The organism is Clostridium sp. BNL1100, assembly GCF_000244875.1.
In the GTDB taxonomy this organism is placed as follows: Bacteria; Bacillota; Clostridia; order Acetivibrionales; family DSM-1351; genus Ruminiclostridium.
The window spans coordinates 4,301,463-4,323,901 of record NC_016791.1 but is presented as its reverse complement, the minus strand read 5'-3'; the positions used below and the strand labels follow the sequence as shown (position 1 = coordinate 4,323,901).

20 protein-coding genes are annotated in these 22,439 nt (G+C 39.0%); 10 read left to right on the top strand and 10 right to left on the bottom strand.

What is annotated here, in order from left to right; all coding sequences use genetic code 11:
- The first annotated feature begins 1 nt into the window (after position 1).
- Positions 2 to 1,219 (top strand): ABC transporter ATP-binding protein, encoded by a 1,218-nt coding sequence (locus CLO1100_RS18630; protein WP_014315323.1) that lies wholly within the window; start codon positions 2 to 4, stop codon positions 1,217 to 1,219.
- A gap of 16 nt (positions 1,220 to 1,235) precedes the next feature.
- Here the strand turns inward: CLO1100_RS18630 and CLO1100_RS18625 are convergent, their stop codons facing one another.
- Genes CLO1100_RS18625 through CLO1100_RS18615 form a run of 3 tightly spaced genes read right to left on the bottom strand, consistent with a single transcriptional unit; the run spans position 1,236 to position 4,520 of the window.
- Complete coding sequence (locus CLO1100_RS18625; protein WP_014315322.1) at positions 1,236 to 3,077, bottom strand: ASKHA domain-containing protein; 1,842 nt, start codon at positions 3,075 to 3,077, stop codon at positions 1,236 to 1,238.
- A complete protein-coding gene (locus CLO1100_RS18620; RefSeq protein WP_014315321.1) occupies positions 3,070 to 3,831 on the bottom strand; it encodes a DUF1638 domain-containing protein in 762 nt (253 codons plus the stop codon). Before CLO1100_RS18620 ends, CLO1100_RS18625 begins: the two co-directional genes overlap by 8 nt.
- A 44-nt stretch (positions 3,832 to 3,875) precedes the next feature.
- Positions 3,876 to 4,520 carry a corrinoid protein gene (locus tag CLO1100_RS18615; protein ID WP_014315320.1) on the bottom strand — a complete coding sequence of 215 codons (645 nt, stop codon included), beginning with the start codon at positions 4,518 to 4,520 and terminating at the stop codon, positions 3,876 to 3,878.
- A gap of 369 nt (positions 4,521 to 4,889) precedes the next feature.
- Between CLO1100_RS18615 and adhE the strand changes: the two genes are divergently transcribed.
- The 3 genes from adhE (at position 4,890) to CLO1100_RS18600 (ending at position 9,779) form a co-directional block, all read left to right on the top strand.
- Positions 4,890 to 7,493 (top strand): bifunctional acetaldehyde-CoA/alcohol dehydrogenase, encoded by a 2,604-nt coding sequence (gene adhE, locus CLO1100_RS18610; RefSeq protein WP_014315319.1) that lies wholly within the window; start codon positions 4,890 to 4,892, stop codon positions 7,491 to 7,493.
- Between the two features lie 212 nt (positions 7,494 to 7,705).
- Positions 7,706 to 8,875 (top strand): iron-containing alcohol dehydrogenase, encoded by a 1,170-nt coding sequence (locus tag CLO1100_RS18605; protein ID WP_014315318.1) that lies wholly within the window; start codon positions 7,706 to 7,708, stop codon positions 8,873 to 8,875.
- Positions 8,876 to 9,113: 238 nt separating this feature from the next.
- The gene (locus CLO1100_RS18600; RefSeq protein WP_242836627.1) at positions 9,114 to 9,779 is read left to right on the top strand and encodes a hypothetical protein; all 666 of its coding nucleotides are present in this window, start codon (positions 9,114 to 9,116) and stop codon (positions 9,777 to 9,779) included.
- Between the two features lie 315 nt (positions 9,780 to 10,094).
- Here the strand turns inward: CLO1100_RS18600 and CLO1100_RS18595 are convergent, their stop codons facing one another.
- On the bottom strand, positions 10,095 to 10,772 hold the full coding sequence (locus CLO1100_RS18595; RefSeq protein ID WP_014315316.1) for a GntR family transcriptional regulator: 678 nt from the start codon (positions 10,770 to 10,772) through the stop codon (positions 10,095 to 10,097).
- Between the two features lie 207 nt (positions 10,773 to 10,979).
- On the opposite strand from CLO1100_RS18595, the gene CLO1100_RS18590 reads away from it, so the two are divergent.
- The 3 genes from CLO1100_RS18590 (at position 10,980) to CLO1100_RS18580 (ending at position 13,218) form a co-directional block, all read left to right on the top strand.
- On the top strand, positions 10,980 to 11,621 hold the full coding sequence (locus tag CLO1100_RS18590; RefSeq protein WP_014315315.1) for a bifunctional 2-keto-4-hydroxyglutarate aldolase/2-keto-3-deoxy-6-phosphogluconate aldolase: 642 nt from the start codon (positions 10,980 to 10,982) through the stop codon (positions 11,619 to 11,621).
- A gap of 33 nt (positions 11,622 to 11,654) precedes the next feature.
- A complete protein-coding gene (locus tag CLO1100_RS18585; protein WP_014315314.1) occupies positions 11,655 to 12,755 on the top strand; it encodes a sugar kinase in 1,101 nt (366 codons plus the stop codon).
- 91 nt (positions 12,756 to 12,846) lie between these two features.
- Positions 12,847 to 13,218, top strand: coding sequence for a PH domain-containing protein (locus CLO1100_RS18580; protein ID WP_014315313.1), 372 nt, complete (start codon positions 12,847 to 12,849; stop codon positions 13,216 to 13,218).
- Between the two features lie 210 nt (positions 13,219 to 13,428).
- Here CLO1100_RS18580 and CLO1100_RS18575 read toward each other — a convergent pair whose 3' ends face one another.
- The 6 genes from CLO1100_RS18575 to cysK form a co-directional block, all read right to left on the bottom strand.
- Positions 13,429 to 14,319: an IS3 family transposase gene (locus tag CLO1100_RS18575; protein ID WP_148265090.1), complete on the bottom strand. Its 891-nt coding sequence runs from the start codon at positions 14,317 to 14,319 to the stop codon at positions 13,429 to 13,431.
- A gap of 20 nt (positions 14,320 to 14,339) precedes the next feature.
- Positions 14,340 to 14,996 (bottom strand): helix-turn-helix domain-containing protein, encoded by a 657-nt coding sequence (locus CLO1100_RS18570; protein WP_014315311.1) that lies wholly within the window; start codon positions 14,994 to 14,996, stop codon positions 14,340 to 14,342.
- Positions 14,997 to 15,221: 225 nt separating this feature from the next.
- Positions 15,222 to 16,259, bottom strand: coding sequence for a [FeFe] hydrogenase H-cluster radical SAM maturase HydE (gene hydE, locus CLO1100_RS18565; RefSeq protein WP_014315310.1), 1,038 nt, complete (start codon positions 16,257 to 16,259; stop codon positions 15,222 to 15,224).
- A gap of 56 nt (positions 16,260 to 16,315) precedes the next feature.
- Positions 16,316 to 16,852: a bifunctional phosphopantothenoylcysteine decarboxylase/phosphopantothenate--cysteine ligase CoaBC gene (coaBC, locus tag CLO1100_RS18560; protein ID WP_014315309.1), complete on the bottom strand. Its 537-nt coding sequence runs from the start codon at positions 16,850 to 16,852 to the stop codon at positions 16,316 to 16,318.
- A gap of 1 nt (position 16,853) precedes the next feature.
- Positions 16,854 to 17,642 carry a phosphopantothenate--cysteine ligase gene (locus tag CLO1100_RS18555; protein ID WP_242836743.1) on the bottom strand — a complete coding sequence of 263 codons (789 nt, stop codon included), beginning with the start codon at positions 17,640 to 17,642 and terminating at the stop codon, positions 16,854 to 16,856.
- A 181-nt stretch (positions 17,643 to 17,823) separates the two neighbouring features.
- Entirely contained in the window at positions 17,824 to 18,756 is a 933-nt protein-coding gene (cysK, locus tag CLO1100_RS18550) for a cysteine synthase A (protein WP_014315307.1), read from the bottom strand.
- A 249-nt stretch (positions 18,757 to 19,005) separates the two neighbouring features.
- On the opposite strand from cysK, the gene CLO1100_RS18545 reads away from it, so the two are divergent.
- The 3 genes from CLO1100_RS18545 (at position 19,006) to serS (ending at position 22,408) form a co-directional block, all read left to right on the top strand.
- Positions 19,006 to 20,181 (top strand): MalY/PatB family protein, encoded by a 1,176-nt coding sequence (locus tag CLO1100_RS18545; RefSeq protein WP_014315306.1) that lies wholly within the window; start codon positions 19,006 to 19,008, stop codon positions 20,179 to 20,181.
- A gap of 39 nt (positions 20,182 to 20,220) precedes the next feature.
- On the top strand, positions 20,221 to 20,781 hold the full coding sequence (locus CLO1100_RS18540) for a hydrolase (protein ID WP_014315305.1): 561 nt from the start codon (positions 20,221 to 20,223) through the stop codon (positions 20,779 to 20,781).
- 349 nt (positions 20,782 to 21,130) lie between these two features.
- Positions 21,131 to 22,408, top strand: coding sequence for a serine--tRNA ligase (gene serS, locus CLO1100_RS18535; protein WP_014315304.1), 1,278 nt, complete (start codon positions 21,131 to 21,133; stop codon positions 22,406 to 22,408).
- Positions 22,409 to 22,439 lie beyond the last annotated feature (31 nt).

Genomic DNA, 22,439 nt, shown 5'->3' with positions numbered 1-22,439 from the left:
TATGGAGAGTATTATTGAAATTCAAAACCTCAATTATGAGATTAACAGTAAAAAAATTCTTGATAATATTTGTCTGAATGTAAAAAAAGGAGAGCTGGTTGGTCTCATAGGCCCTAACGGTGCAGGTAAAACCACACTGCTTAAATGTCTTAACGGTATTTATAAGGCAGAAGGTACTGTAAAGGTCAACGGATTATTTATAAACCAGATGAGTAACAAAAGCCTTGCCGAAAAGATAGCTCTAATGCATCAGAATACTCAGATAGGTTTCCCGTTCCCTGCAAGAGAAGTAGTACTTATGGGAAGGTATCCTTATCTTAAGAGGATGCAAAGAGAGAGTAAAGAGGATTATAAGATTGCAAGAAAAAACATGGAGTATACTGATACTGAAAAGCTGGAAGATTGTGCAATAAACGAAATGTCAGGAGGCGAAAGGCAGAGAGTACTTTTTGCAAAAACCTTGACTCAGGAAACAGATATCATACTTCTTGATGAGCCTACCGCAAGTCTGGATATTACTTATCAGGAACAAATATTCAAATATTCAAGAGAACTGTCTGAACAGGGAAAAACCGTATTAGCTGCAATCCATGACCTGAAAATTGCAGCAAAATACTGTACAAGGCTTGTTCTCATGAATGATGGACGGATTGTAGCAGACGGAAGTCCGGAGGAGGTTCTTACGTCCCTGAACTTGTCACGTGTTTATGGTGTAAATGCACTGGTTTACAAAAACAGAATAACAGGCTTGCTGGATATTTACATACATAAGGTTAATGAAAAAAACAAATCCGTAAGGTTTCATGTAATAGGCGGAGGGGGAACAGCCGGAAGCGTATTAAGACAGCTTTACGAACAAGGGTATTATATATCTGCGGGGGTTTTTTTTCAGGGGGACAGTGATATAGCATCGGCAGAGGTGTTCGGGATAGATTACCTTATGGAAAAGCCTTTCTCCAGTATTTCTGATGAACTTTTCAACGAGAATCTTGAATATGTAAAGAACTCTCATACAACAATACTCTGCAATATGCCCCTTGGATTTCAAAATATTAGGAATCTGGAGGCTGCAGAACAGGCAGAGAAGCTTGTTATAATAGAGGACGACCTGCCTGAGACCAGAGACTTTACAGGCGGGAAAGCTACAGAAATATATAACCGCCTTAAAAGAAAGGCGGTTGCAGTAATAAATTCCTCCAGACTGCATGAGGTGCTTTAGCAGGGACATATTTGATTTATATTTCCTCAAAGGTCATACAGTCTACATAGTAATCATTAAAATCCTTACTGTTGGAAAGCTCTGTATAATTAATGGATTTACTTATTTCCTGTGCCGAAGACAGTAGGGACTTGTTGTTAAGAACATCTATGGCTCCCTGAGCTGCGGCATTTCCGACGGATACTATTCGGCCTTCCAGTTCTCTCGGGATAAGGCCGATTTTTAATGCACTGTCAATATTAATATAGCTTCCGAAGCCCCCTGCCAAATACACCTGCTTAATATCTTCAAAAACTATGCCGGCATTTTTGACAAGTACTCTTATTCCAGCGGCTATAGCAGCTTTAGCATTCTGAATTTCACGGATATCACGCTGTGTAAGAAGTATTTCACTCCCGGAAAGGGTTTCATGGGCTTTGCAAAGTACAAAAGCATTAACTCCGTCCACGGAAACTATTCTGCCACAAAGAGATTCCTGATCTGGAGATTCCGGCTCCCATGACATATCAATTCTTCCGGTTTCGTCAACTATCCCAACTTCAAGAAGCTCTGCAATCAGGCCAACAACACCTGTACCGCATAAGCCCATTGGTTTTGTGTGCCCAATGGTGGTGTAGGTGATTCCATGTTTTAAAGACACGCTGTTAATGGCACCATTCACACTCCCCATCCCATTTTTTATATTCGCTCCTTCAAAAGCAGGACCTGCTGCCGCTGAACAGGCGTACATACCGCTTTTGTCTCCAAGAACAATTTCTCCGTTGGTTCCTATATCAATGAGTAGTGAAGCAGAAGTCTGCTGGTGCATACCAACAGCCAGTACTGCTCCCACGGTATCTGCACCCACATACGCAGATACTCCGGGCAGAATATATGCTGTACCATTAGGGTTGATATTCAGGGGTAATTCACTGGCCTTTACCTTTACAGTGGAGGTGAAAGCCGGAACAAATGGTGCATAGGCAATGTTTGACGGATTTACTTTAAGTAGCAGATGAAGCATAGTGGTATTTCCTGCAAAAGTTATTACGTAAACATCAGTTGGCAAAATTCCTGCTTGTTTACATAAAATCGTAATACATACGTTTAGTGATTGAACAAGCAAGCTATTCAGCTGTTCCAATCCATGTTCATTTTCCATGGTATAGCTGATACGTGATATTACATCTGCCCCGAATGCCTTTTGGGGATTCAGAAGGGAAGTAACTGAGACTTTTTTACCGGTAGTCAAGTCTACCAAGTAGGCTGCAATGGTGGTTGTTCCGATATCTACAGCCACTCCGTACAGGGTATTTGTAGTATTTCCTGATTCCACTGCGATTATATCCCATGAGTTTTTTACAAGGGTTATTTCAAAATTATTTTTTCTTATAACATCAGGAATATTTCTTAAAAGTCCCAAATCATTTATCTCGAGGGGATTATCATTATAGCTCCCATTCATTACTCTGATAAAATCAGAGACAGAATTATCAAGTGAAGGTTTTTCAAGAACGCTATAAACCTTTGTGACCAGTGGATTAAATTCAGTATTTAGCTGTATGCTTTCTGTAGCTATACTTGCAGGAAGGTCATTACTGTCTATTAGAATTTCAATATCTGATAGAATATGGTACCGGCAAGCCAATCTGTAGCCGTCTTCCAGAGCTTTAAGCCCAAGGAGTTTTATTTCTTCGGCTTTAGCCGGACTGTTAGAGCCTTGGATAAGCTTTACTCTGCATTTACCGCAAGTACCATTCCCGTTGCAGGGCGAATCAATACAAAAACCCTTTTCCCGGAGCAGCTCAAATAAATTTTTGCCGTTGTTTGCTGTATATACTTTTGTATTGCCGTTATTTCTGACCGTTACACTAAACATCCCGATTATCTCCTTCGACTGTTATTATATCATTGTCATTGGATGCGGCGATTTTTGCCCTCGGTGGTACTATGAGAACTTCATTCTCATTAAACCTGCCATTTAACATGTTTTTCAAAAGACCGGGATTGCCGGGTACTTCAAAGAAATCCCAATTTAGAAAATCAGCAGCGGAACGTGCCGCCGACCTGTAAAATTCATTATTGTTAAAGGAACTCCATGAAATAAAGCCGGCATTATTGTACTCTTTCATCCAGCTTTGTTCCATTTCCATAAGATACTCGGCATTTTCTTCACCGTATTTCTGAATGTACTCTCTTTGGAGTGTTGTGTATTTAAGTTCTCCCGGCTGCCAGCCACGCTCAATCCACCCGGTTGAGAACCAGTAAGTTCCGGGTTGCTGCCTGAATAAATCCATATATTTCTCCTTTGAGCCCAGAAGAAGAGTAATGCAGTCATGGGCTTTGGGAACTACCATAGGCAGCCTTTGACTGCTTATCCCGGTAATTCCGTTACTGCAAAGTCCATAGCAGACAATTATATAATCGTAATCGGGACAGGTATCAAAGTAGTTATATGGAAAACCTTCATTTACCTTGTCGATTTCATACTGAAGGCGTTTATTCAACTTTTCAGGGGTATCGTGCAAACCCTGGTGCACAAACGTTACATCGGTATAATGCTCTGACTGACTGGCAAGGTAGGATATTTCTCTGTTTAGTACATCGCAGGCTATAACTTTTAGACGAAGCATTTAATTTCACCCTTTACACTCAAACATACACTATACAAGTAATGTTAAGCTTCCCCGGCTTTGCATGCTTTAACAGCTTCCTCAGCAGCTGAAGCCGCATCCGGTGTATATATGTCTGCTGAAATCTTATCGCAATAGCTCTGATTAACAGGAGCTCCGCCAATCATAATAGTCACCTTTTCCCTGATGCCGGCATTTTTAGCAGCATTAACTACGATTTCCATTTCAGGCATAGTAGTCGTAAGTAAAGTAGAGCAACATATTATCTGAGCATTTTCCTGAATTGCCATGTCGATAAATTTCTGTGCAGGTACATTTACGCCCAAATCAACAACTTCCAGACCCCTGCCTTCCAGCATCATCTTAACCAGATTTTTACCGATGTCATGAAGATCACCAAAAACTGTTCCTATAACAACTTTTCCCACAGCCTTCGCACCGCTGGAAATAAGAAGTGGTTTGATAATTTCTGTACCTGCATTCATAGCCCTTGCAGCTATCAGTACATCAGGAACATATATTTCATCTTTTTTAAATTTCTCACCTATAACAGCCATTCCATCCAACAGACCATTATTTAAAATATCAACAGCTGATAAACCCTCGTCAACAGCTTTTTGAGCCAATTCTTTGACAACTTTGGCTTTGCCTGATTGCAATGCCTGTGAAATTTCATTTAATATACTCAATTGTACAACCTCACTTTACTATTCATTAGCACTTGCTTAAATTATAATAACTATGTCATATATTATACAAAAAAAGTATAAATATTCAAATCATTATTATTTTACAATGTTAATTAAAGTAAAAATTTGTCCTTGTACAATATACCTTATCAAATAATATTTGCTAATATATGGTATGTTAAAAAAATATCAAAAAAACATTGACAATTAATTAACAAAGGACTACAATTAAATTGTTAAATAATTAACACGTGCTTTTAAGGGTTAGGTTGTTAAAAAAATAACAATACCCAGAGTTATAAAAATATTACTATTGGTGATTTAGTAGTAAAACAACTTTGACTTCAAGAATATGGAGGGTGACTTATTATGACTAAGAAAAATTTGGTAGTAAATAGTGTAGACACTCTGTTGGAAAAACTGGCAGAGATAAGGAAGGCACAGCAAGAATATTCAACATTTACACAGGAACAGGTTGACAAGATATTTCTGGCTGCTTCACTTGCTGCTAATAAAAAGAGAATTCCTCTTGCTAAAATGGCTCAGGCTGAAACAGGAATGGGTGTTATAGAAGATAAGGTAATCAAAAATCATTATGCAGCAGAGTACATTTACAACGCATATAAGGATACACAAACCTGCGGTGTTATTGAACGTGATGAAGCTTTTGGTATTACAAAGATAGCTGAACCTCTTGGTGTTGTTGCAGCAATTGTGCCAACTACAAACCCAACTTCAACAGCTATTTTCAAGGCACTTATTGCTTTGAAAACCAGAAACGGAATTATATTCTCACCACATCCAAGAGCAAAGAAGTCCACTATCGAGGCCGCAAACATAATATTGGAAGCAGCTGTTGCAGCAGGTGCACCAAAGGGAATCATCGGATGGGTTGATGAGCCTACAATAGAGCTTTCCGAAAGAGTTATGAAGGAAGCGGATATAATACTTGCTACAGGCGGACCCGGTATGGTTAAGGCTGCATACTCATCAGGAAAGCCGGCAATAGGCGTTGGACCCGGTAACGTACCTGCAATAATTGACGAAAGTGCCGATATAAAGACAGCTGTAAGTTCAATCATTGTTTCAAAGACATTTGACAACGGTATGATTTGTGCTTCTGAGCAGTCAGTAATCGTTTTAGATAAAATATACAACGAAGTAAAAAAAGAGTTTATTCTCAGGGGCGCTTACATGCTCAATAAAGAAGAAACTCAAAAAGTGAGAGAAGTTATATTGGTTAACGGTGCATTAAATGCAAAAATCGTTGGTCAGACAGCTCACACTATTGCAAAATTAGCAGGTTTTGAAGTTCCGGTTGAAGCAAAGGTATTGGTAGGAGAGGTTGAGTCAGTTGAATTGTCTGAAGCTTTCGCACATGAAAAGCTTTCACCTGTACTTGCAATGTACAAGGCAAAGAGCTTCGATGACGCTGTATTAAAGGCTGAAAGACTTATAGCAGACGGCGGATTCGGTCATACTGCTTCATTATATATTGATACTGTAAACAGCAAGGATAAACTTGATAAATTCACTGCGGCAATGAAGACTTGCAGAATTGTTATAAATACACCATCTGCACAGGGAGGAATCGGAGACCTCTATAACTTTAAACTTGCTCCTTCACTTACCCTTGGTTGCGGTTCATGGGGCGGCAACTCCGTTTCAGAAAATGTCGGAGTAAAGCATCTGATTAATATTAAGACTGTTGCCGAGAGGAGAGAGAATATGTTGTGGTTTAGAGCGCCTGAAAAAGTTTATTTCAAGAAAGGATGCCTTGGTGTTGCATTAAGAGAACTCAAGACTGAGATGAATAAGCAAAGGGCATTCATAGTTACAGACTCATTCCTTTACAACAACGGATATACTAAAGCTGTTACCAATCTTTTGGATGATATGAATATCAAGCATCATACTTTCTTTGATGTAGCTCCGGACCCGACTCTTGCTTGTGCCAAGCTTGGTGCTGAAGCAATGAGAGATTTCAAGCCTGACGTTATCATAGCAATAGGCGGAGGTTCCGCAATGGACGCAGGTAAGATCATGTGGACAATGTATGAACATCCTGAAGTTGATTTCCAGGATCTCGCAATGAGATTTATGGATATCAGAAAAAGAGTATACACATTCCCTAAGATGGGCGAGAAGGCATACTTTGTTGCAATCCCGACATCAGCAGGAACAGGTTCAGAGGTGACACCGTTTGCAGTTATTACTGACGAACAGTCAGGTGTAAAGTATCCTCTTGCAGACTACGAACTTATGCCTAAGATGGCAATAGTTGATGCAGACCTTATGATGAACATGCCTAAGGGTCTTACATCAGCTTCCGGTATAGATGCTTTGACACATGCTCTTGAAGCATACGCTTCAATGCTTTCAACAGATTATACAAAAGGTCTTGCTTTACAGGCAACAAAGAGCATTTTTGAATATTTACCTTCAGCATATGAGAATGGTGCAAAAGATTCTATAGCAAGAGAAAAGATGGCTGATGCATCAACAATGGCCGGTATGGCCTTTGCAAACGCATTCCTGGGTGTTTGCCACTCAATGGCCCACAAGCTGGGAGCATTCCACCACCTGCCTCACGGTGTGGCAAATGCACTGTTGATTACTGAAGTAATGAAGTTCAACATAGCCGAAGCTCCTGTAAAGATGGGTGCGTTCTCACAGTATAAGTACCCTGAAATACTCAAGAGGTATGCTGAAGTAGCATCCTTTATCGGAATTACAGGTTCCAGCGATGAAGAAAAATTCAAAAAGCTTTTAGCTAAAATAGATGAATTAAAAGCAAAAATAGGATTGCCTAAGACTATCAAGGAGGCAGGCGTGAATGAGGAAAAATTCCTTGCAACCTTGGATGAAATGGTTGAACAGGCATTCGATGATCAGTGCACAGGTGCCAACCCAAGATACCCACTCTTGAGTGAAATCAAGGATATGTACCTGAAAGTTTACTACGGCAAGTAAGAAAAACATCCTTATAATATAATTTGGTAAGCCGCATAATAAATGTCAATCTTCAGTTGGCATGATTATGCGGCTTGTTTTTTGACAGTTCGATTTTAAATAATAATGATGCTATAATTATTATAGACATAGGTGCATTTTTCGTAATTGGAGTACGAAGTAAAGGATATAAATATATTGAATACGAAAATTTGTAAAGGAGATTTTACCATATGAGTTTTAATTATTTTATTCCGTCGAGAATACTTTTTGGTAAGGGACAGCTCTCGAATCTTCATAATCAGTGCCTGCCGGGGAAAAAGGCATTGATTGTCACATCAGCCGGAACATCTATGAAAAGGCACGGTTATCTTGGAAGGCTGGAAGAGGAGCTTAAAAAGGCAAATGTAGAATTCATTCTATTTGATAAAATATTGCCAAATCCCATAAAGCCTCATGTCATGGAGGGAGCAAAACTTGCAAGGCAAAAGGGCTGCGACTTCATTATAGGTCTTGGAGGCGGCAGCAGTATTGATTCTGCAAAATCTATTGCTGTAATGGCTTCAAATGAAGGTGACTATTGGGATTATGTAGGCGGGGGCTCCGGAAAGGGCATGCCGGTTACTGTTGATCCGCTGCCTGTGGTGGCTATTACAACTACTGCCGGTACAGGTACTGAAGCAGACCCCTGGACGGTTATAACCAATGACGAGACCAATGAAAAAATCGGCTTTGGCTATGATAAAACTTTTCCTGTTTTGTCTGTAGTTGACCCTGACCTGATGATGACGGTTCCTGCACATCTTACAGCTTATCAGGGTTTTGACGCACTGTTCCACAGCACAGAGGGATATATAAATGTAGTTGCAAATGAAATGAGTGACATGTATGCCCTAAAGAGCATAGAGCTTATAGGAAGATATCTTTCAAAGGCTGTAAATGATGGTTCCAACGAAGAGGCACGTGAAAAGGTTGCTTTAGCAAATACACTTGCAGGAATGGTTGAATCTACCTCAGGCTGTACTTCAGAACATTCTCTGGAACATGCCATGAGTGCATTACACCCCGATTTACCCCATGGAGCCGGACTTATTATGGTGAGCAGGGAATACTATACGTTTTTTGCAAAATCAGGCTCATGCAGTCAGAGAATGATTGACATGGCTGTAGCCTTGGGCAAGAAAGATGCAAAGGAGCCTATGGATTTTGTGACAGCATTGGTAGAGCTTCAAAAGGCTTGTGGAGTTGACGATCTGAAAATGTCCGAATACGGAATTAAGCTTAGTGAAATGGAAGCTTTGGCAAAGAATGCAAGGCATACAATGGGAGGTTTGTTTGCTTGCGACCCTGTGGAGCTATCCGATAAAGATGTTGTTGAAATCTATACTAAGTCTTATAAATAATTTGCAGACCTTTTATACGGAGCCGCATAATAAATGTCAATCTGCAGTTGGCATGCTTATGCGGCTTGTTTTTCAACTTTGTTAAAATTAAACTTGACCCTGAAATTTCAGTGTTATAAAGTATTCAATAAGACATTTTTAATTATTCACGGTATAATTTATTAAGTGGGGTGATATTATTTTTATAAAGAAAAAAATAAATTGGGAGAAGACTACTTTTTGGTTTGTCTTTGCCACATTGATCTTGTCAACGGTCTTTTCACTTGTAAATGTTATTACTGCACCTTCTAAGCCTTTTGTGGGACAAGCATTTGTCAAGCTTAGAAGCGACTATGTCCTTATGTTGATTCAGTGTATTATGGGTATGATTATTATGTTCCTTCCATCAATTATCGAAAGAAAATGGAAAATAAATATCCCCGGTTTTATGCACATAGTTTTTGTTTTTTTCCTCTATGCGGCTATATACCTCGGTGAGGTGAGAAGTTTCTACTACAAGATACCCCATTGGGATACTGTTCTTCATACTTTCAGCGGTGCAATGATAGGAGCACTTGGATTTTCAGTTGTAAAGCTTTTGAACGATTCAGAAAAGGTACAGATTAACCTGAGTCCCTTATTTGTAGCTGTTTTTGCCTTTTCATTCGCCTTGGCAATAGGTGCATTGTGGGAGATATACGAGTTTGCCTTTGACAAGCTGCTGGGGCTTAACATGCAGAAGTTTGCACACGAAGACGGAAGTCTTATGATGGGAAGAGCGGCTCTGGCAGATACTATGAAGGATTTAATAGTTGATTCCTTAGGAGCGCTTGCAACCAGTATTACCGGATTTATTTCACTTAAATTTAAAAAAGGGTGGCTGGAAAAATTCGAAGTAACCAGAAGCCGAAAGGTAAATATGTAGGCAAAACAGATAGTTTTTCTATTTTAACACCGATACTCCCGTATAAAATTATATCAATGATTGCTTCCAAGATATTTGCAAGAGTTTCTAGCGGCTCATCTTAGGATGTTTTACCGTCGCTCACATTCATCGTCCATGATTCATGGTTTCGCTAAAACCTACATCGTGTAAAGTTTCCGGTAAAATATCCATGTTCGCCGAGAAACATATTCAAATATCTTTAACCAAGCTTCGATTGATATAATTTATATTCCTAAATACTGGTTAAAAAAATAAAAATCAATTTTGCCACAACCAATTTTTAATGCCATTATTTTATAAAAAGTATCCCGGGTATTTTTCCTTGAGGATATCTGCATGTTCGAGACCGTTATAATGATGCTTTTTAAGCAGTGCATTACAGCCTGCTTTATCTCCCTCTTCAATTTTGGTCATAATGTCAAAGTGCTCTTGGAATACCCTGTTCAGCATTTCAGGCTCATACATGGTCAAAAGCCTGAATCTGTTGTAGTGAATTCTTGTTGTACTAATGATATCCCAGATTGTTTCATGGTTTACAGCCTTGAATATAACCTTGTGAAAGTCATTGTCAAGTTCCAGAAATTCTTCTATATTGCCTTCATTTTCAACTAAATCTTTCTGCAACCGTATATTCTTTTTTATTTCAGCAGGTAAATCCTTCTTTTCGCTGTCGACTATTTCACCTGCAATCTGACATTCAAGAAGGTTTCTCATATAAACACTCTCCTTTACATAGGAAAGGTCTACAAGGGACACAAATGTGCCCTTCTGGGGATATATATCAATCAGCTTTTCGTAGGAAAGCCGTATAAAAACTTCTCTTACGGGTGTCCTACTGACATTTAGCAGTTCTGATATTTCTGTCTCGCTAATCATTTGACCGGGTTTATATTCAAGATTCAGTATTTTATTTTTAACTTCCATATAAATTACTTCTTTTAATGGAAGTACATTTCTTTGAAATCTATTCATGGTACTCTCCTATGCACACTAAAGCTTTTAATGAACTCTTGTCAATTTTAGCACAGTAAGCATCACATTTACAATTTATAGCTGTGAGCTTTTACCTGAACTTAAGAGTAATGTGATATTAATATTAGTGGATTGACACTCAACTTGTATACTAGTATATTAATATATAAGATGAAGTTATTCAATATTTTTTGATGAGGTAATATTATGGATAAGAATGAAGTGTTGAAAAAGATTTGCGATTGTGGTGTCGTGGCAGTTGTCAGGGCTGATAGCTCTGAACAGGCTATGAAAATAGCCGACTCCTGCGTAGAGGCAGGAATCAGTGCCATTGAAATAACCTTTACGGTACATGGTGCTCTGGACGTAATTAAGAAGTTGGCAGAGTCCAACAAGGACAATAAGATCCTCATAGGAGCAGGTACTATTCTTGACCCTGAAACAGCCAGAGCAGCAATACTTGCAGGAGCTCAGTTTATTGTAAGCCCTTGCCTGAATAAAGAGGTTGTTAAGGTTTGCAACAGATATCAGGTTGCTTGTATGCCCGGAGCCATGACTGTTAAAGAGGCTGTTGAGTGTATGGAAGCAGGTGCTGACATTGTAAAGGTATTCCCTGGAGAACTTTTTGGCCCTGCTATTATCAAGGCATTCAGAGGCCCGTTGCCTCAGATTAAACTTATGCCTACCGGAGGAGTAAACCTGGAAAACACAGCAGAGTGGATAAAAGCCGGAAGTGTTGCAGTAGGAGTCGGCGGAAATTTAACTGCCGGAGCTAAAAAGGGAGACTATGAGTCAATCGTTACTATAGGTAGACAGTTTATTGAAAAGGTAAAGCAGGCTAGGGCCTGATAGTGACTCTACACAGCAAATAAGGAGGCCGTTATGTCTATTCTGAATTTAAAACCTGAAGGAAGTTATACATATGATTGTATTTCTCTGGGTGAAGTAATGCTAAGACTTGATCCGGGAGATGGAAGGATAAGAAACAGCAGAGAATTCAAAGCGTGGGAAGGCGGAGGAGAATACAATGTATCCCGTGGGCTTCGCAAGTGCTTTGGAATGAAATGTGCCGTTGTTACTGCTTTTGCCGATAATGATATCGGAAAGCTTATTGAAGATATGATTCTACAGGGCGGAGTTGATACCTCCCTCATAAAATGGATACCTTTTGACGGTATCGGCAGGGCTGTAAGAAACGGACTGAATTTTACAGAAAAAGGCTTTGGAATCAGAGCTGCCCTTGGTGTTTCCGACAGGGCAAACACTGCGGCAGCACAGTTGAAGGCCGGGGACATTGACTGGGAGTATATATTCGGTAAGCTTGGAGCAAGGTGGTTCCACACAGGCGGAATTTTTGCAGCACTGTCTGAGACTACACCTGAGGTAGTTATTGAGGCCGTTAAAACTGCAAAGAAGTACAATACTATTGTTTCCTATGACTTAAACTACAGGCCTTCTCTATGGAACTACATCGGAGGGAACAAGAAGGCACAGGAAGTAAACAAGGAAATTGCAAAGTATATAGATGTTATGATAGGAAATGAAGAGGACTTTACTCAATGTCTGGGTTTTGAGGTTGAAGGCAACGACAAAAATCTCAAAGAGCTTGATATAGAAGGCTACAAGAAAATGATAGACAGGGTTGTCGAGGAATATCCGAATATGAAAGTAGTTGCAACAACATTAAGAGGAGTAAAAACTGCTACTGTTAATGACTGGCGTGCAATATGCTGGGCTGACGGCACAATTTTCAAGTCCATCGAATTCCCGGGTCTTGAGATTTATGACAGGGTAGGCGGAGGTGACAGCTTTGCATCTGGTTTGGTTTATGGCCTGATGACAACAGGAGATGCTCAAAAGGCTGTAAATTATGGTGTTGCCCATGGGGCACTTGCAATGACTACCCCAGGTGATACCTCAATGGCAAACCTCAAGGAAGTTGAGAGTGTCATGAAAGGTCAGAGTGCAAGAGTTGTAAGGTGATTGAATTATGTTTTACGGTATAGTATATTGGTAATTGAATACACTTTTACTATGGGTTTAAAAAATCGTAAACCATAAGGAGGAATTTTGCATGGCTGAAACAAATAGTATTCTGGCATGGACTCTGGTATCTGAATGTCCTATCCCTGAGGACGTAAACGATCTGATGGTTGAGGGAGAAGTGGCAGTAGCTGCGTATAAAACATTCCGGGATACCGCAGTTTTCACCAATAAGAGGCTGATTGTAAGGGATGCACAGGGGCTCACCGGTAAAAAGGTTGAGGTGTACTATTTACCATATTCATCCATTAATATGTGGTCAACAGAAAATGCAGGTCGATTTCTTGATTTTAATGCTGAAGTTGAGTTGTGGACTCGGGCAGGTCATATTAAAATAAATCTGCAAAAAGGTGTTGATATAAGGAAGTTTGACATGCTTATAGCAAATGCTCTGCTTAAATAGCATTTTAGCAAAAATAACTGGGTTGTCGAAAATAATTTTTACCTTTTTAACTTGTACTTAAGGAGTATAAATTGTATCAATGAAAGCTTGGTTAAAGATATTTGCAGATGTTTATAGGCGAACATGGATATTTTACCGGGAAACCTACACTATGATATGCTCCCTGTCAAGTAGACAGGGAAAAAATAAATTCTTAAGGACGTCAATCATTTAATTATGGTGGGCGTCCTCTTTATGTAAGTTTTCCATAAGATGTTGCCTGTACTCTATTGGAGTCATACCGTCAAGACTCTTCTGGTAGCGGTAGTTATTGTAATAATCTATGTATTCACTAACTGCTGCTTCGAGTTCATCGTATGTGTTAAATTTTTTTAGATAATACATTTCGGATTTAAGCATTCCCCAAAATGCTTCCATTGGCCCATTATCAATACAACGGGAAATTCTTGACATGCTCTGTGTCATGCCTGCCTCATCAAGTTTTTTCTTAAATATCCTTGATGTATATTGGAATCCTCTATCACTGTGGAAAATTGGTTTTGCTTTAGAATATTTATTGTGTGCAAAGTCAAATGTATTAAATACCAGTTCATTGTTGTTTGAATGACCAAGTACAAAAGATACAATACTTTTATCTCCTAAATCCAGTATAGCACTAAGATAAGCTTTGCTATTTAGACCATACTTCATTTCTGTTATATCAGTAAGCCACTTCTTGCCAAATCCATCCGTGTAAAATTTTCTATTAAGTACATTTTCTGCAGCAATTTCGGGAGTTGATTTGATATAGATCTTTTTCTTTTTACGGCACACAGATTTTAAGTTAAGTATTCTCATAAGTCTGTATATTCTCTTATTGTTTACATGGAAATCGTGCTCACGATTTAACTTGACTGTCATCTGACGATATCCAAGAATACCATTTCTCTCTTCATATACATCTTTTATAATATGAAGTAGTTTTTTATTGAATTGTTCATTGTTACTTTCTTTTCTATTAAGCCATTTGTAATATGAAGAGCGTTGAATTCCTGCAATATTACATAATTCTGTGATTGGATATGCTATGATATCGTGAAGCTCTTGTATTGCCAGATAAATAGTTTCATATCTTACCTGACTTAGAACCGCCTCCTTTCTATCTCGTCGAGTTTTTTTAGAAAATCTATCTCCATTTTTTGTCTGCGGTTCTCAGCTCTCAGTTTTTCTAGCTCAGACCATTCACCCTTATTCTTTTTCTTTCCACGATTGTCCTGCAAGGCATCTATACCTCCAGATTCATATTTGTGTGTCCAAGAATAAACCTGATGATAAGATACATTAAACTTTTGGGCTGTTTCAGAATAATTTTTCTGGTGTTCAATACAATACCTAACTATTTCAAATTTTTCGTAATAAGTGACTTCATGGGCATCAGTCATTAAAGATGTTCCTCCTGCTATTGAATCTTCCATATGACTATTATACTTCAAAATCCAATTACGTAATGTACTTTTAGCAAGTATACTGTATTTTAAGCAGAGAGATTCCTGAGAACCAATACCATTAAGATAGTCTTTAACAGCTGATTCTTTTAGCTCATCGGAATAAATAGGCCTCTTATGAGTGGTGCTTAGAGCGGCGATTCCTAATACTTTGTAATTTCTAATCCATTCCTTCAATGTAATATGATTGACTCCTATCAAATTTGCAACGTGACGAACCGGCTCTTTTCCCTCAATGCACCTGAAAACGCATCTTAATTTCTCATCTGATGTAAATTTACGTATTCTTTTCACAAAAACATGCTCCTCCTTTTGATAAACAGTTTTAATTATTTTATCTGTCTACCACAAGGGGAGCATATCACTAGGTAGGTTTTAGCGAAACCATGAATCATGGACGATGAATGTGAGCGCCGGTAAAATATCCTTTGCTGAGCCGCCAGAAACTCTACCATCTTGGAAGCAATCATTGATATAATTTTATACGGGAGTACAGGTGTTAAAATAGAAAAATTTCTGCTATTCCTTATAATCCCCTCTGTCCACAACAAGCTCATAACCGATTTTCTGCATACGGTTTTGAAGGCAGAACCTACATTCTGCTGCTTCCTCTCCAGTGCATATCTTGTTATCATACAATGCGTATTTTTTTCTTACAGAAACAGGGGAAAGGTTTGGCATTACAACGTTTGCCCCTGCCAGAATACCCATTTCTCGTCCCTTGGAATCAATAGTTCCCAATGCAGTTGTTGCAGGGATAAGGGCTTTGGGGTTCATAAGCCTTAATATTCCTATAAGTAAAAGTGTCAATTCAAGACTACCTTGTTTTTCGTTTAAAAACCGTGTGTCCTTATGTGGTATAAAAGGCCCTATCCCAATCATGTGCGGCTTAAATTCTTTTATAAACAGTAAGTCTTCTACTATGTTTTCCATGGTCTGGAATGGAGAGCCTACCATAAAGCCGGTTCCTACCTGAAAACCGATTTCTTTCAGATTGTACAGACATTGCTTTCTGTCAGCCAATGAAAGTTCTGTGGGATGGAGCCTGTTGTAATGCTCGTCCGTTGCCGTTTCATGACGTAACAGATAACGGTCGGCTCCGGCCTGAAAAAATCTTTTGTAGGATTCATAGCTGTGTTCACCGATAGAAAGGGTTATTGCACAGTCGGGGTATGCTGATTTGATGCTTTTTATTATTTCAACAACTTTGTCTTCAGAATAAAATCCATCTTCACCGCCTTGTAAAACGAAAGTTCTGAAACCAAGTTCGTACCCTGTTTTACAGCAGGATAGGATTTCTTCCATGCTTAATCTGTATCTGTCTGCATTTTTATTGCTTCTGCTGATACCACAGTAATAGCAATCGTTTTTACAAAAATTAGTAAACTCTATTAAGCCTCTTGTATAAATGGAGTTACCAAAATGGCTTTTGGAAACAAATCGTGCTTTTTCAAACAGATATTCGCTTATATCTGCGTTGAAATTGTTTAATATTAGGAGCAGTTCACTTCTTTCAAGCCCTTGTGTTTCATATAGTTTATCGATTAATTCCTTCATTGAAAGGCCTCCTGATTTATTTTAACAATGCTACAATATATATACCACCAATAGAGTTATTTAAAATATGTTTCTACAGTATTTACTATAGTTTCAACATCAGCCAATGCACCCTTTCCAAGGTCTCCGCAGGCCAGAACTGCCTCTTTGGGATCAATAAACCTGTACCCCAGTTCCGAAAGAGTTCTGATATTTCGCTGAACAATTGGGTTATTGTACATGTTGGTATTCATGGCAGGGCAAATGTAGACCGGAATCTTGTTCATTGCCATTACCACTGTTGTTAGCATATCATCGGCGATACCTGATGCAATTTTGCCAATCAGGTTAGCACTGGCAGGGGCAAGCAGACACAAGTCCGCTTTCTTTGCAAGAGATATGTGCTTTATTTCTTTAGGTGTAATCTCCTCAAACATGTTCCAGTAAACTTTGTTTTTAGTCAGGGATTGAAAAGTCAGTGGAGTAATAAATTCCATTGCACTCTTTGTCATAATAACGTCAACGTTGTAACCACGCTTGGTCAATATATTTGCTATATCAGCCGCTTTGTAGGCTGCGATACTTCCCGTTACTCCAAGAATAATATTTTTCATTCTAAACCCTCCCTTTGCTCAAAGTAATTTCAATAGAATGAGCAACTATTGCATCTGCTATTTGTGCTTTTGTTTGATAGGTCAGGTACGACTTATCCCTGAAAATCAGATGCCCTGTATGACTGTCATTGGTAATCCGGCTCATATCATTTGCCAGTACCATTTCACAATTGTTTCTTTCAAGCAGGCCGTAACCAATGTCTATTAACTCTTCTTTAGCTGCATTGCTTAAAAGTTTGAAGCCCACAAGTGTTGTTTCCGGTTGAATTTTTTTAATCATTCCAATGATTTTAGGAGTCTTCTTCAGACTTATTATAAGGTCGTTTATATCGGAACTAAGCTTATTTTCATTATTAATTGCTGAATTACTGAATACATAGTCGGTTATGTTTTTAGCAAGGTCTTTTGGATGCAGAGCTGCGATTTTCTCCGGATTTTCTAGAATATAGCCCTCTATGGATTTGCAAATACTGTCCTTAGTTGTAACGCAATCAACACCGTAGTCGCTTACCGCCATGGAATGAACCACTATATCAACCTTGTGGCTGGCAAGGATTTCTTCCAGTGCAGATGCAAGCTGTGCTACACTTTCTATCCTTATAATACTTACTTTATTTGATGAAGGTACAACTGCACTTTGTCCGCAGACATAGTAAATCTTTTCTATAGAAGTACTTTTATAATTCAAAAAGGCCTCTGCTATTGCAGTCCCTAATCGTCCGGTGGAATTGTTTGAAATAGCTCTTACGTCATCGATTTTTTCAGTTGTTCCACCCGCTGTAATCAACACAACCAATCTATTCACATCCTTACTATTTGCTGTCTTTATGGTACTTGTTGAATATACTTTAACACTTCTAATGTGTTATTTCAATGGCGGCAGTACAAACATAACAAAGCAAAAGGCAGAAGAACGCCATCTTACAGCTTTCATCTGCCTTTTACCTGGTGATTTTAATTTATTGAGTTTATTATTCAGAGAATAAAGGTGTTGAAAGATATCTTTCACCGGTATCTGGAAGTAGTACTACGATATGCTTTCCTGCATTTTCGGGACGTTTTGCAAGTTCGGTTGCAGCCCAAAGTGCCGCACCTGATGAAATACCTACCAAAAGGCCTTCCGCCTTGGAAAGTTCTCTTCCGGCTGCGAAAGCATCATCGTTTTCAACTGCAATTATTTCATCATATATCTTAGTATTCAAGGTATCGGGAACAAAACCGGCACCTATGCCCTGTATCTTGTGTGGGCCTGCAGTTCCTTTAGAAAGGACGGGGGAGCTTGCAGGTTCAACTGCAACTACTTTTACATTTGGGTTCTGTGACTTCAGGTATTCACCGGCTCCGGTGATTGTGCCGCCTGTACCTATTCCGGCAACAAATATATCAACTTTTCCGTCTGTGTCTTCCCAGATTTCAGGGCCGGTAGTAGCCTTGTGAACCGCAGGGTTTGCCGGATTCACAAACTGACCCGGAATAAAGCTGTTTGGAGTTGATGCTGCCAGTTCTTCGGCCTTAGCGATTGCTCCCTTCATACCCTTTGCACCTTCGGTTAATACAAGCTCGGCACCATATGCCTTTAAGAGATTTCTACGTTCTATACTCATTGTTTCAGGCATGGTAAGAATTATTTTATATCCTCTTGCAGCAGCAACAGATGCCAGGCCGATTCCTGTATTTCCACTGGTAGGCTCGATTATTACAGAACCTTCCTTTAAAATACCCTTTGCTTCGGCATCATCAATCATAGCCTTTGCTATTCTATCCTTTACACTGCCTGCCGGATTAAAATATTCCAGTTTTGCAATAACAGTTGCTTTTAAGTCGTGTGTTTTTTCGTAGTTTGAAAGTTCGAGAAGAGGGGTTTTCCCAATTAGGTCAGTAAGACTTTTATATATTTTTGCCATGTTTAATACACTCCTTTTATATTAGTTTAATGTAATTATCAGTGAGTTATGCATATAGGAAATGAATATGTATATTTCATATATTTCCTATATAATTAGTATGTATTCATTATATTCCTCGTATATGCAAATGTCAATATCTTTTGAATTAATAATAATATTTTTCATATATGTTTAGTAGGATATTGACTTTAATTTTCTAACAATGTAATATTAAAGGAATTAATTTAAGTGTAAAGGAGGTTATTTATGAACTATAACTTTGACGAAGTAATTGACAGGAAAAATACCAATTCAGTAAAGCACGACTTCCATGGGAGAAACGGAATGCCTGATGATGCTATACCCTTGTGGGTTGCAGATATGGATTTCAGAACACCGGCCCCTGTCATAGAGGCTCTCGTAAAATCAGGTGAACACGGTATTTTTGGATACTCCGAAACAAGGGAGGAATATTTTCTGACCCTCCAGAAGTGGTTTATGGATAACTTTGATTGGGAAATACATCCGTCATGGCTTGTAAAAACACCCGGTGTTGTTTTTGCAATTGCCGTGGCCGTCAGGGCATTAACTGACAAAGGTGATGCGGTTATGATTCAAAGACCCGTGTATTATCCCTTTTCAAATGTAATAATTGATAATGAACGAACTCTTGTAAATAATCCTCTTATATATAATGACCGAACCTATTCTATAGATTTTGAAGATTTTGAGACTAAAATAATAGAGAACGGTGTAAAATTGTTCATTCTGTGCAATCCCCATAACCCGGTAGGCAGGGTATGGACAAGAGAGGAGCTTATAAGGCTGGGAGATATATGCCTGAAGCATGGTGTTACAGTTGTAGCTGATGAAATCCACGCTGATTTTATTTATGACGGCTACAGACATCAGGTGTTTGCAAATATAAAGCCTGAATTTGCCGACATTACTATTACATGTACCGCTCCCAGTAAGACCTTTAACCTTGCGGGACTGCAAGTATCTAATATCATAATAAGTAACAGGGGGATTAAAGGAGCAATAAAGAGTGAGATAAACAAGACCGGACACGGTCAGATTAATACTATGGGAATCGTTGCCTGTAAAGCAGCCTACCAGCATGGTCATGAATGGCTGCAACAGCTAAAGGCTTATCTTGCAGGAAACCTGTCTTTTGTCAGAAACTTTCTTGCTGAAAGACTGCCACAGGTAAAGCTTGCGGAGCCACAGGGAACTTATCTGATATGGCTGGATTTTAAAGAACTTGGGTTGACTGAAGCGGAACTTGAAAAACTTATAGTAAGTGATGCAAAGCTGTGGCTTGACGGTGGGGCAATGTTTGGGGAAGAGGGAAAAGGCTTTCAAAGGATAAATATTGCCTGCCCCAGAGTAATACTGGAAAAGGCTTTTTTACAGCTTGAAGCCGCTGTAAACCGACTATAATATATATATCTATATTTTGCAAAAAGAGGTGGAGTAAGTATGAGTACAATTACGAGGGAAAAAGCATGGGAGCTTCTTACAGAGTATAACAAGGATGCTTTTCATTTGAAGCATGCACAGGTTGTGGAAGGTGTAATGAGATATTTTGCAAGACAGTTGGGTTATTCGGGGGAAGAGGATTTCTGGGGAATCGTAGGTTTACTGCATGATCTGGATTTTGAGCAATATCCTGAGGAACACTGTATAAAGCAACAGGAAATCATGAAGGAAAAGGGAATAAACCCGCTGATTATTCGTGCAACCGCAAGTCATGGCTATGGCCTTACCGTGGATATAAAGCCTGAACATCAAATGGAAAAGGTTCTTTATGCAGTGGATGAGCTTACAGGACTCATTGGCGCAGTTGCTCTTATGAGGCCTTCAAAAAGTGTTTCAGACCTTGAGGTGAAATCGGTTAAGAAAAAATATAAGACTTCCAATTTCGCAGCCGGATGTTCCAGAGAGGTTATAGAACGTGGAGCTGAATTACTGGGATGGGAATTGGATTACCTGATACAGCAGACTATACTTGCAATGCGTGAATGTGAAGCGGTTGATTAAAACAGCATGAATACTTGAAAACTGGAATAAATATATATATAATAGAAAATAATATATCAAAATACCAAAAAACAGTGATAATAAAAGCTATGATTTGTTTATTTCTCTAGAGAGCCGGTGGGTGGTGAAAATCGGTGAAAGAATAAATCTATCCACTTTTGGAGCTGTCGGTGACGAATCGAAAGGTTGGTACCCTTTATAGTACTTATGTCGAGTGGCCGGTATTTTTTATCGGCAATTTGGGTGGCAACGCGGATACCTTCCGTCCCAGTATTATTTGGGACAGAAGGTTTTTTTGATTTTATTTAATTCGTTTAAAACTACAATATTTAATACAGGAGGAACAAGGATGTTAGATTTAAGATTTGTCAGAGAGAATCCCGAAATTGTAAAGCAGAATATAAGGAATAAATTTCAGGATAGAAAGCTTAGGTTAGTTGATGAGGTTATTGCTCTTGATTCTGAGCTGAGAAGCGCAAAGCAGGAGGCAGAAACTTTAAGAGCAAACAGAAACAAAATTTCAAAGCAGATTGGCGGACTTATGGCTCAGGGTAAAAAGGCTGAGGCAGAGGAAATGAAGCAGCAGGTTACAGCTCAATCTGAACGCCTAGCAGCGTTGGAAGTACAAGAAAATGAGCTTGAAGAGAAGGTAAAAAACATTCTCATGACCATTCCTAATATAATTGACCCAAGTGTTCCCATAGGAAAGGATGACAGCGAGAACGTAGAGGTTCAACGTTACGGTGAGCCAGTAGTGCCTGACTTTGAGATTCCTTATCACACTGAAATTATGGAAAAGTTAAAGGGAATTGACTTGGACAGTGCCAGAAAGGTTGCAGGTAATGGCTTCTACTATCTGATGGGGGATATTGCAAGACTTCATTCTGCTGTAATTTCATATGCCAGAGATTTTATGATAAACCGTGGCTTCACTTACTGCATACCTCCTTTCATGATACGCAGCGAGGTTGTAACTGGAGTTATGAGTTTTGCTGAAATGGAAGCTATGATGTACAAAATAGAGGGTGAAGATTTGTTCCTCATTGGTACAAGCGAACACTCCATGATAGGAAAGTTTATAGACACCATAATACCCGAAACTTCACTGCCTTACACTCTGACCAGCTATTCACCCTGCTTCAGAAAGGAAAAAGGAGCTCACGGTATAGAGGAAAGAGGAGTTTACAGAATACATCAGTTTGAAAAACAGGAGATGGTAGTTGTCTGTAAGCCTGAGGACAGCATGATGTGGTATGATAAAATGTGGCAGAACACTGTAGATTTATTCCAATCCCTGGACATTCCCGTTAGAACTCTGGAGTGTTGTTCAGGAGATCTCGCTGATTTGAAGGTTAAATCAGTGGATATAGAAGCATGGTCACCAAGACAAAAGAAATATTTTGAGGTTGGAAGCTGTTCAAACCTTGGTGATGCTCAGGCACGCCGCTTAAAAATCCGTGTTGACGGAGAAAACGGAAAATACTTTGCTCATACACTAAATAATACAGTTGTTGCTCCGCCGAGAATGCTTATTGCATTTCTGGAAAATAACCTTAATGAAGACGGTTCGGTAAATATACCGGTTGCATTGCAACCTTACATGGGCGGCAAAACTGTAATTAAATAAGAGTTTATACTTATAAAAAAAGCAACTTCAT

Coding starts and splice junctions, on each gene's coding strand:
- CLO1100_RS18630 (WP_014315323.1), top strand. CDS start 2: ATGGAGAGTATTATTGAAATTCAAAACCTCAATTATGAGATTAACAGT.
- CLO1100_RS18625 (WP_014315322.1), bottom strand. CDS start 3,077: ATGTTTAGTGTAACGGTCAGAAATAACGGCAATACAAAAGTATATACA.
- CLO1100_RS18620 (WP_014315321.1), bottom strand. CDS start 3,831: ATGCTTCGTCTAAAAGTTATAGCCTGCGATGTACTAAACAGAGAAATA.
- adhE (WP_014315319.1), top strand. CDS start 4,890: ATGACTAAGAAAAATTTGGTAGTAAATAGTGTAGACACTCTGTTGGAA.
- CLO1100_RS18605 (WP_014315318.1), top strand. CDS start 7,706: ATGAGTTTTAATTATTTTATTCCGTCGAGAATACTTTTTGGTAAGGGA.
- CLO1100_RS18595 (WP_014315316.1), bottom strand. CDS start 10,772: ATGAATAGATTTCAAAGAAATGTACTTCCATTAAAAGAAGTAATTTAT.
- CLO1100_RS18590 (WP_014315315.1), top strand. CDS start 10,980: ATGGATAAGAATGAAGTGTTGAAAAAGATTTGCGATTGTGGTGTCGTG.
- CLO1100_RS18585 (WP_014315314.1), top strand. CDS start 11,655: ATGTCTATTCTGAATTTAAAACCTGAAGGAAGTTATACATATGATTGT.
- CLO1100_RS18580 (WP_014315313.1), top strand. CDS start 12,847: ATGGCTGAAACAAATAGTATTCTGGCATGGACTCTGGTATCTGAATGT.
- hydE (WP_014315310.1), bottom strand. CDS start 16,259: ATGAAGGAATTAATCGATAAACTATATGAAACACAAGGGCTTGAAAGA.
- coaBC (WP_014315309.1), bottom strand. CDS start 16,852: ATGAAAAATATTATTCTTGGAGTAACGGGAAGTATCGCAGCCTACAAA.
- cysK (WP_014315307.1), bottom strand. CDS start 18,756: ATGGCAAAAATATATAAAAGTCTTACTGACCTAATTGGGAAAACCCCT.
- CLO1100_RS18545 (WP_014315306.1), top strand. CDS start 19,006: ATGAACTATAACTTTGACGAAGTAATTGACAGGAAAAATACCAATTCA.
- CLO1100_RS18540 (WP_014315305.1), top strand. CDS start 20,221: ATGAGTACAATTACGAGGGAAAAAGCATGGGAGCTTCTTACAGAGTAT.
- serS (WP_014315304.1), top strand. CDS start 21,131: ATGTTAGATTTAAGATTTGTCAGAGAGAATCCCGAAATTGTAAAGCAG.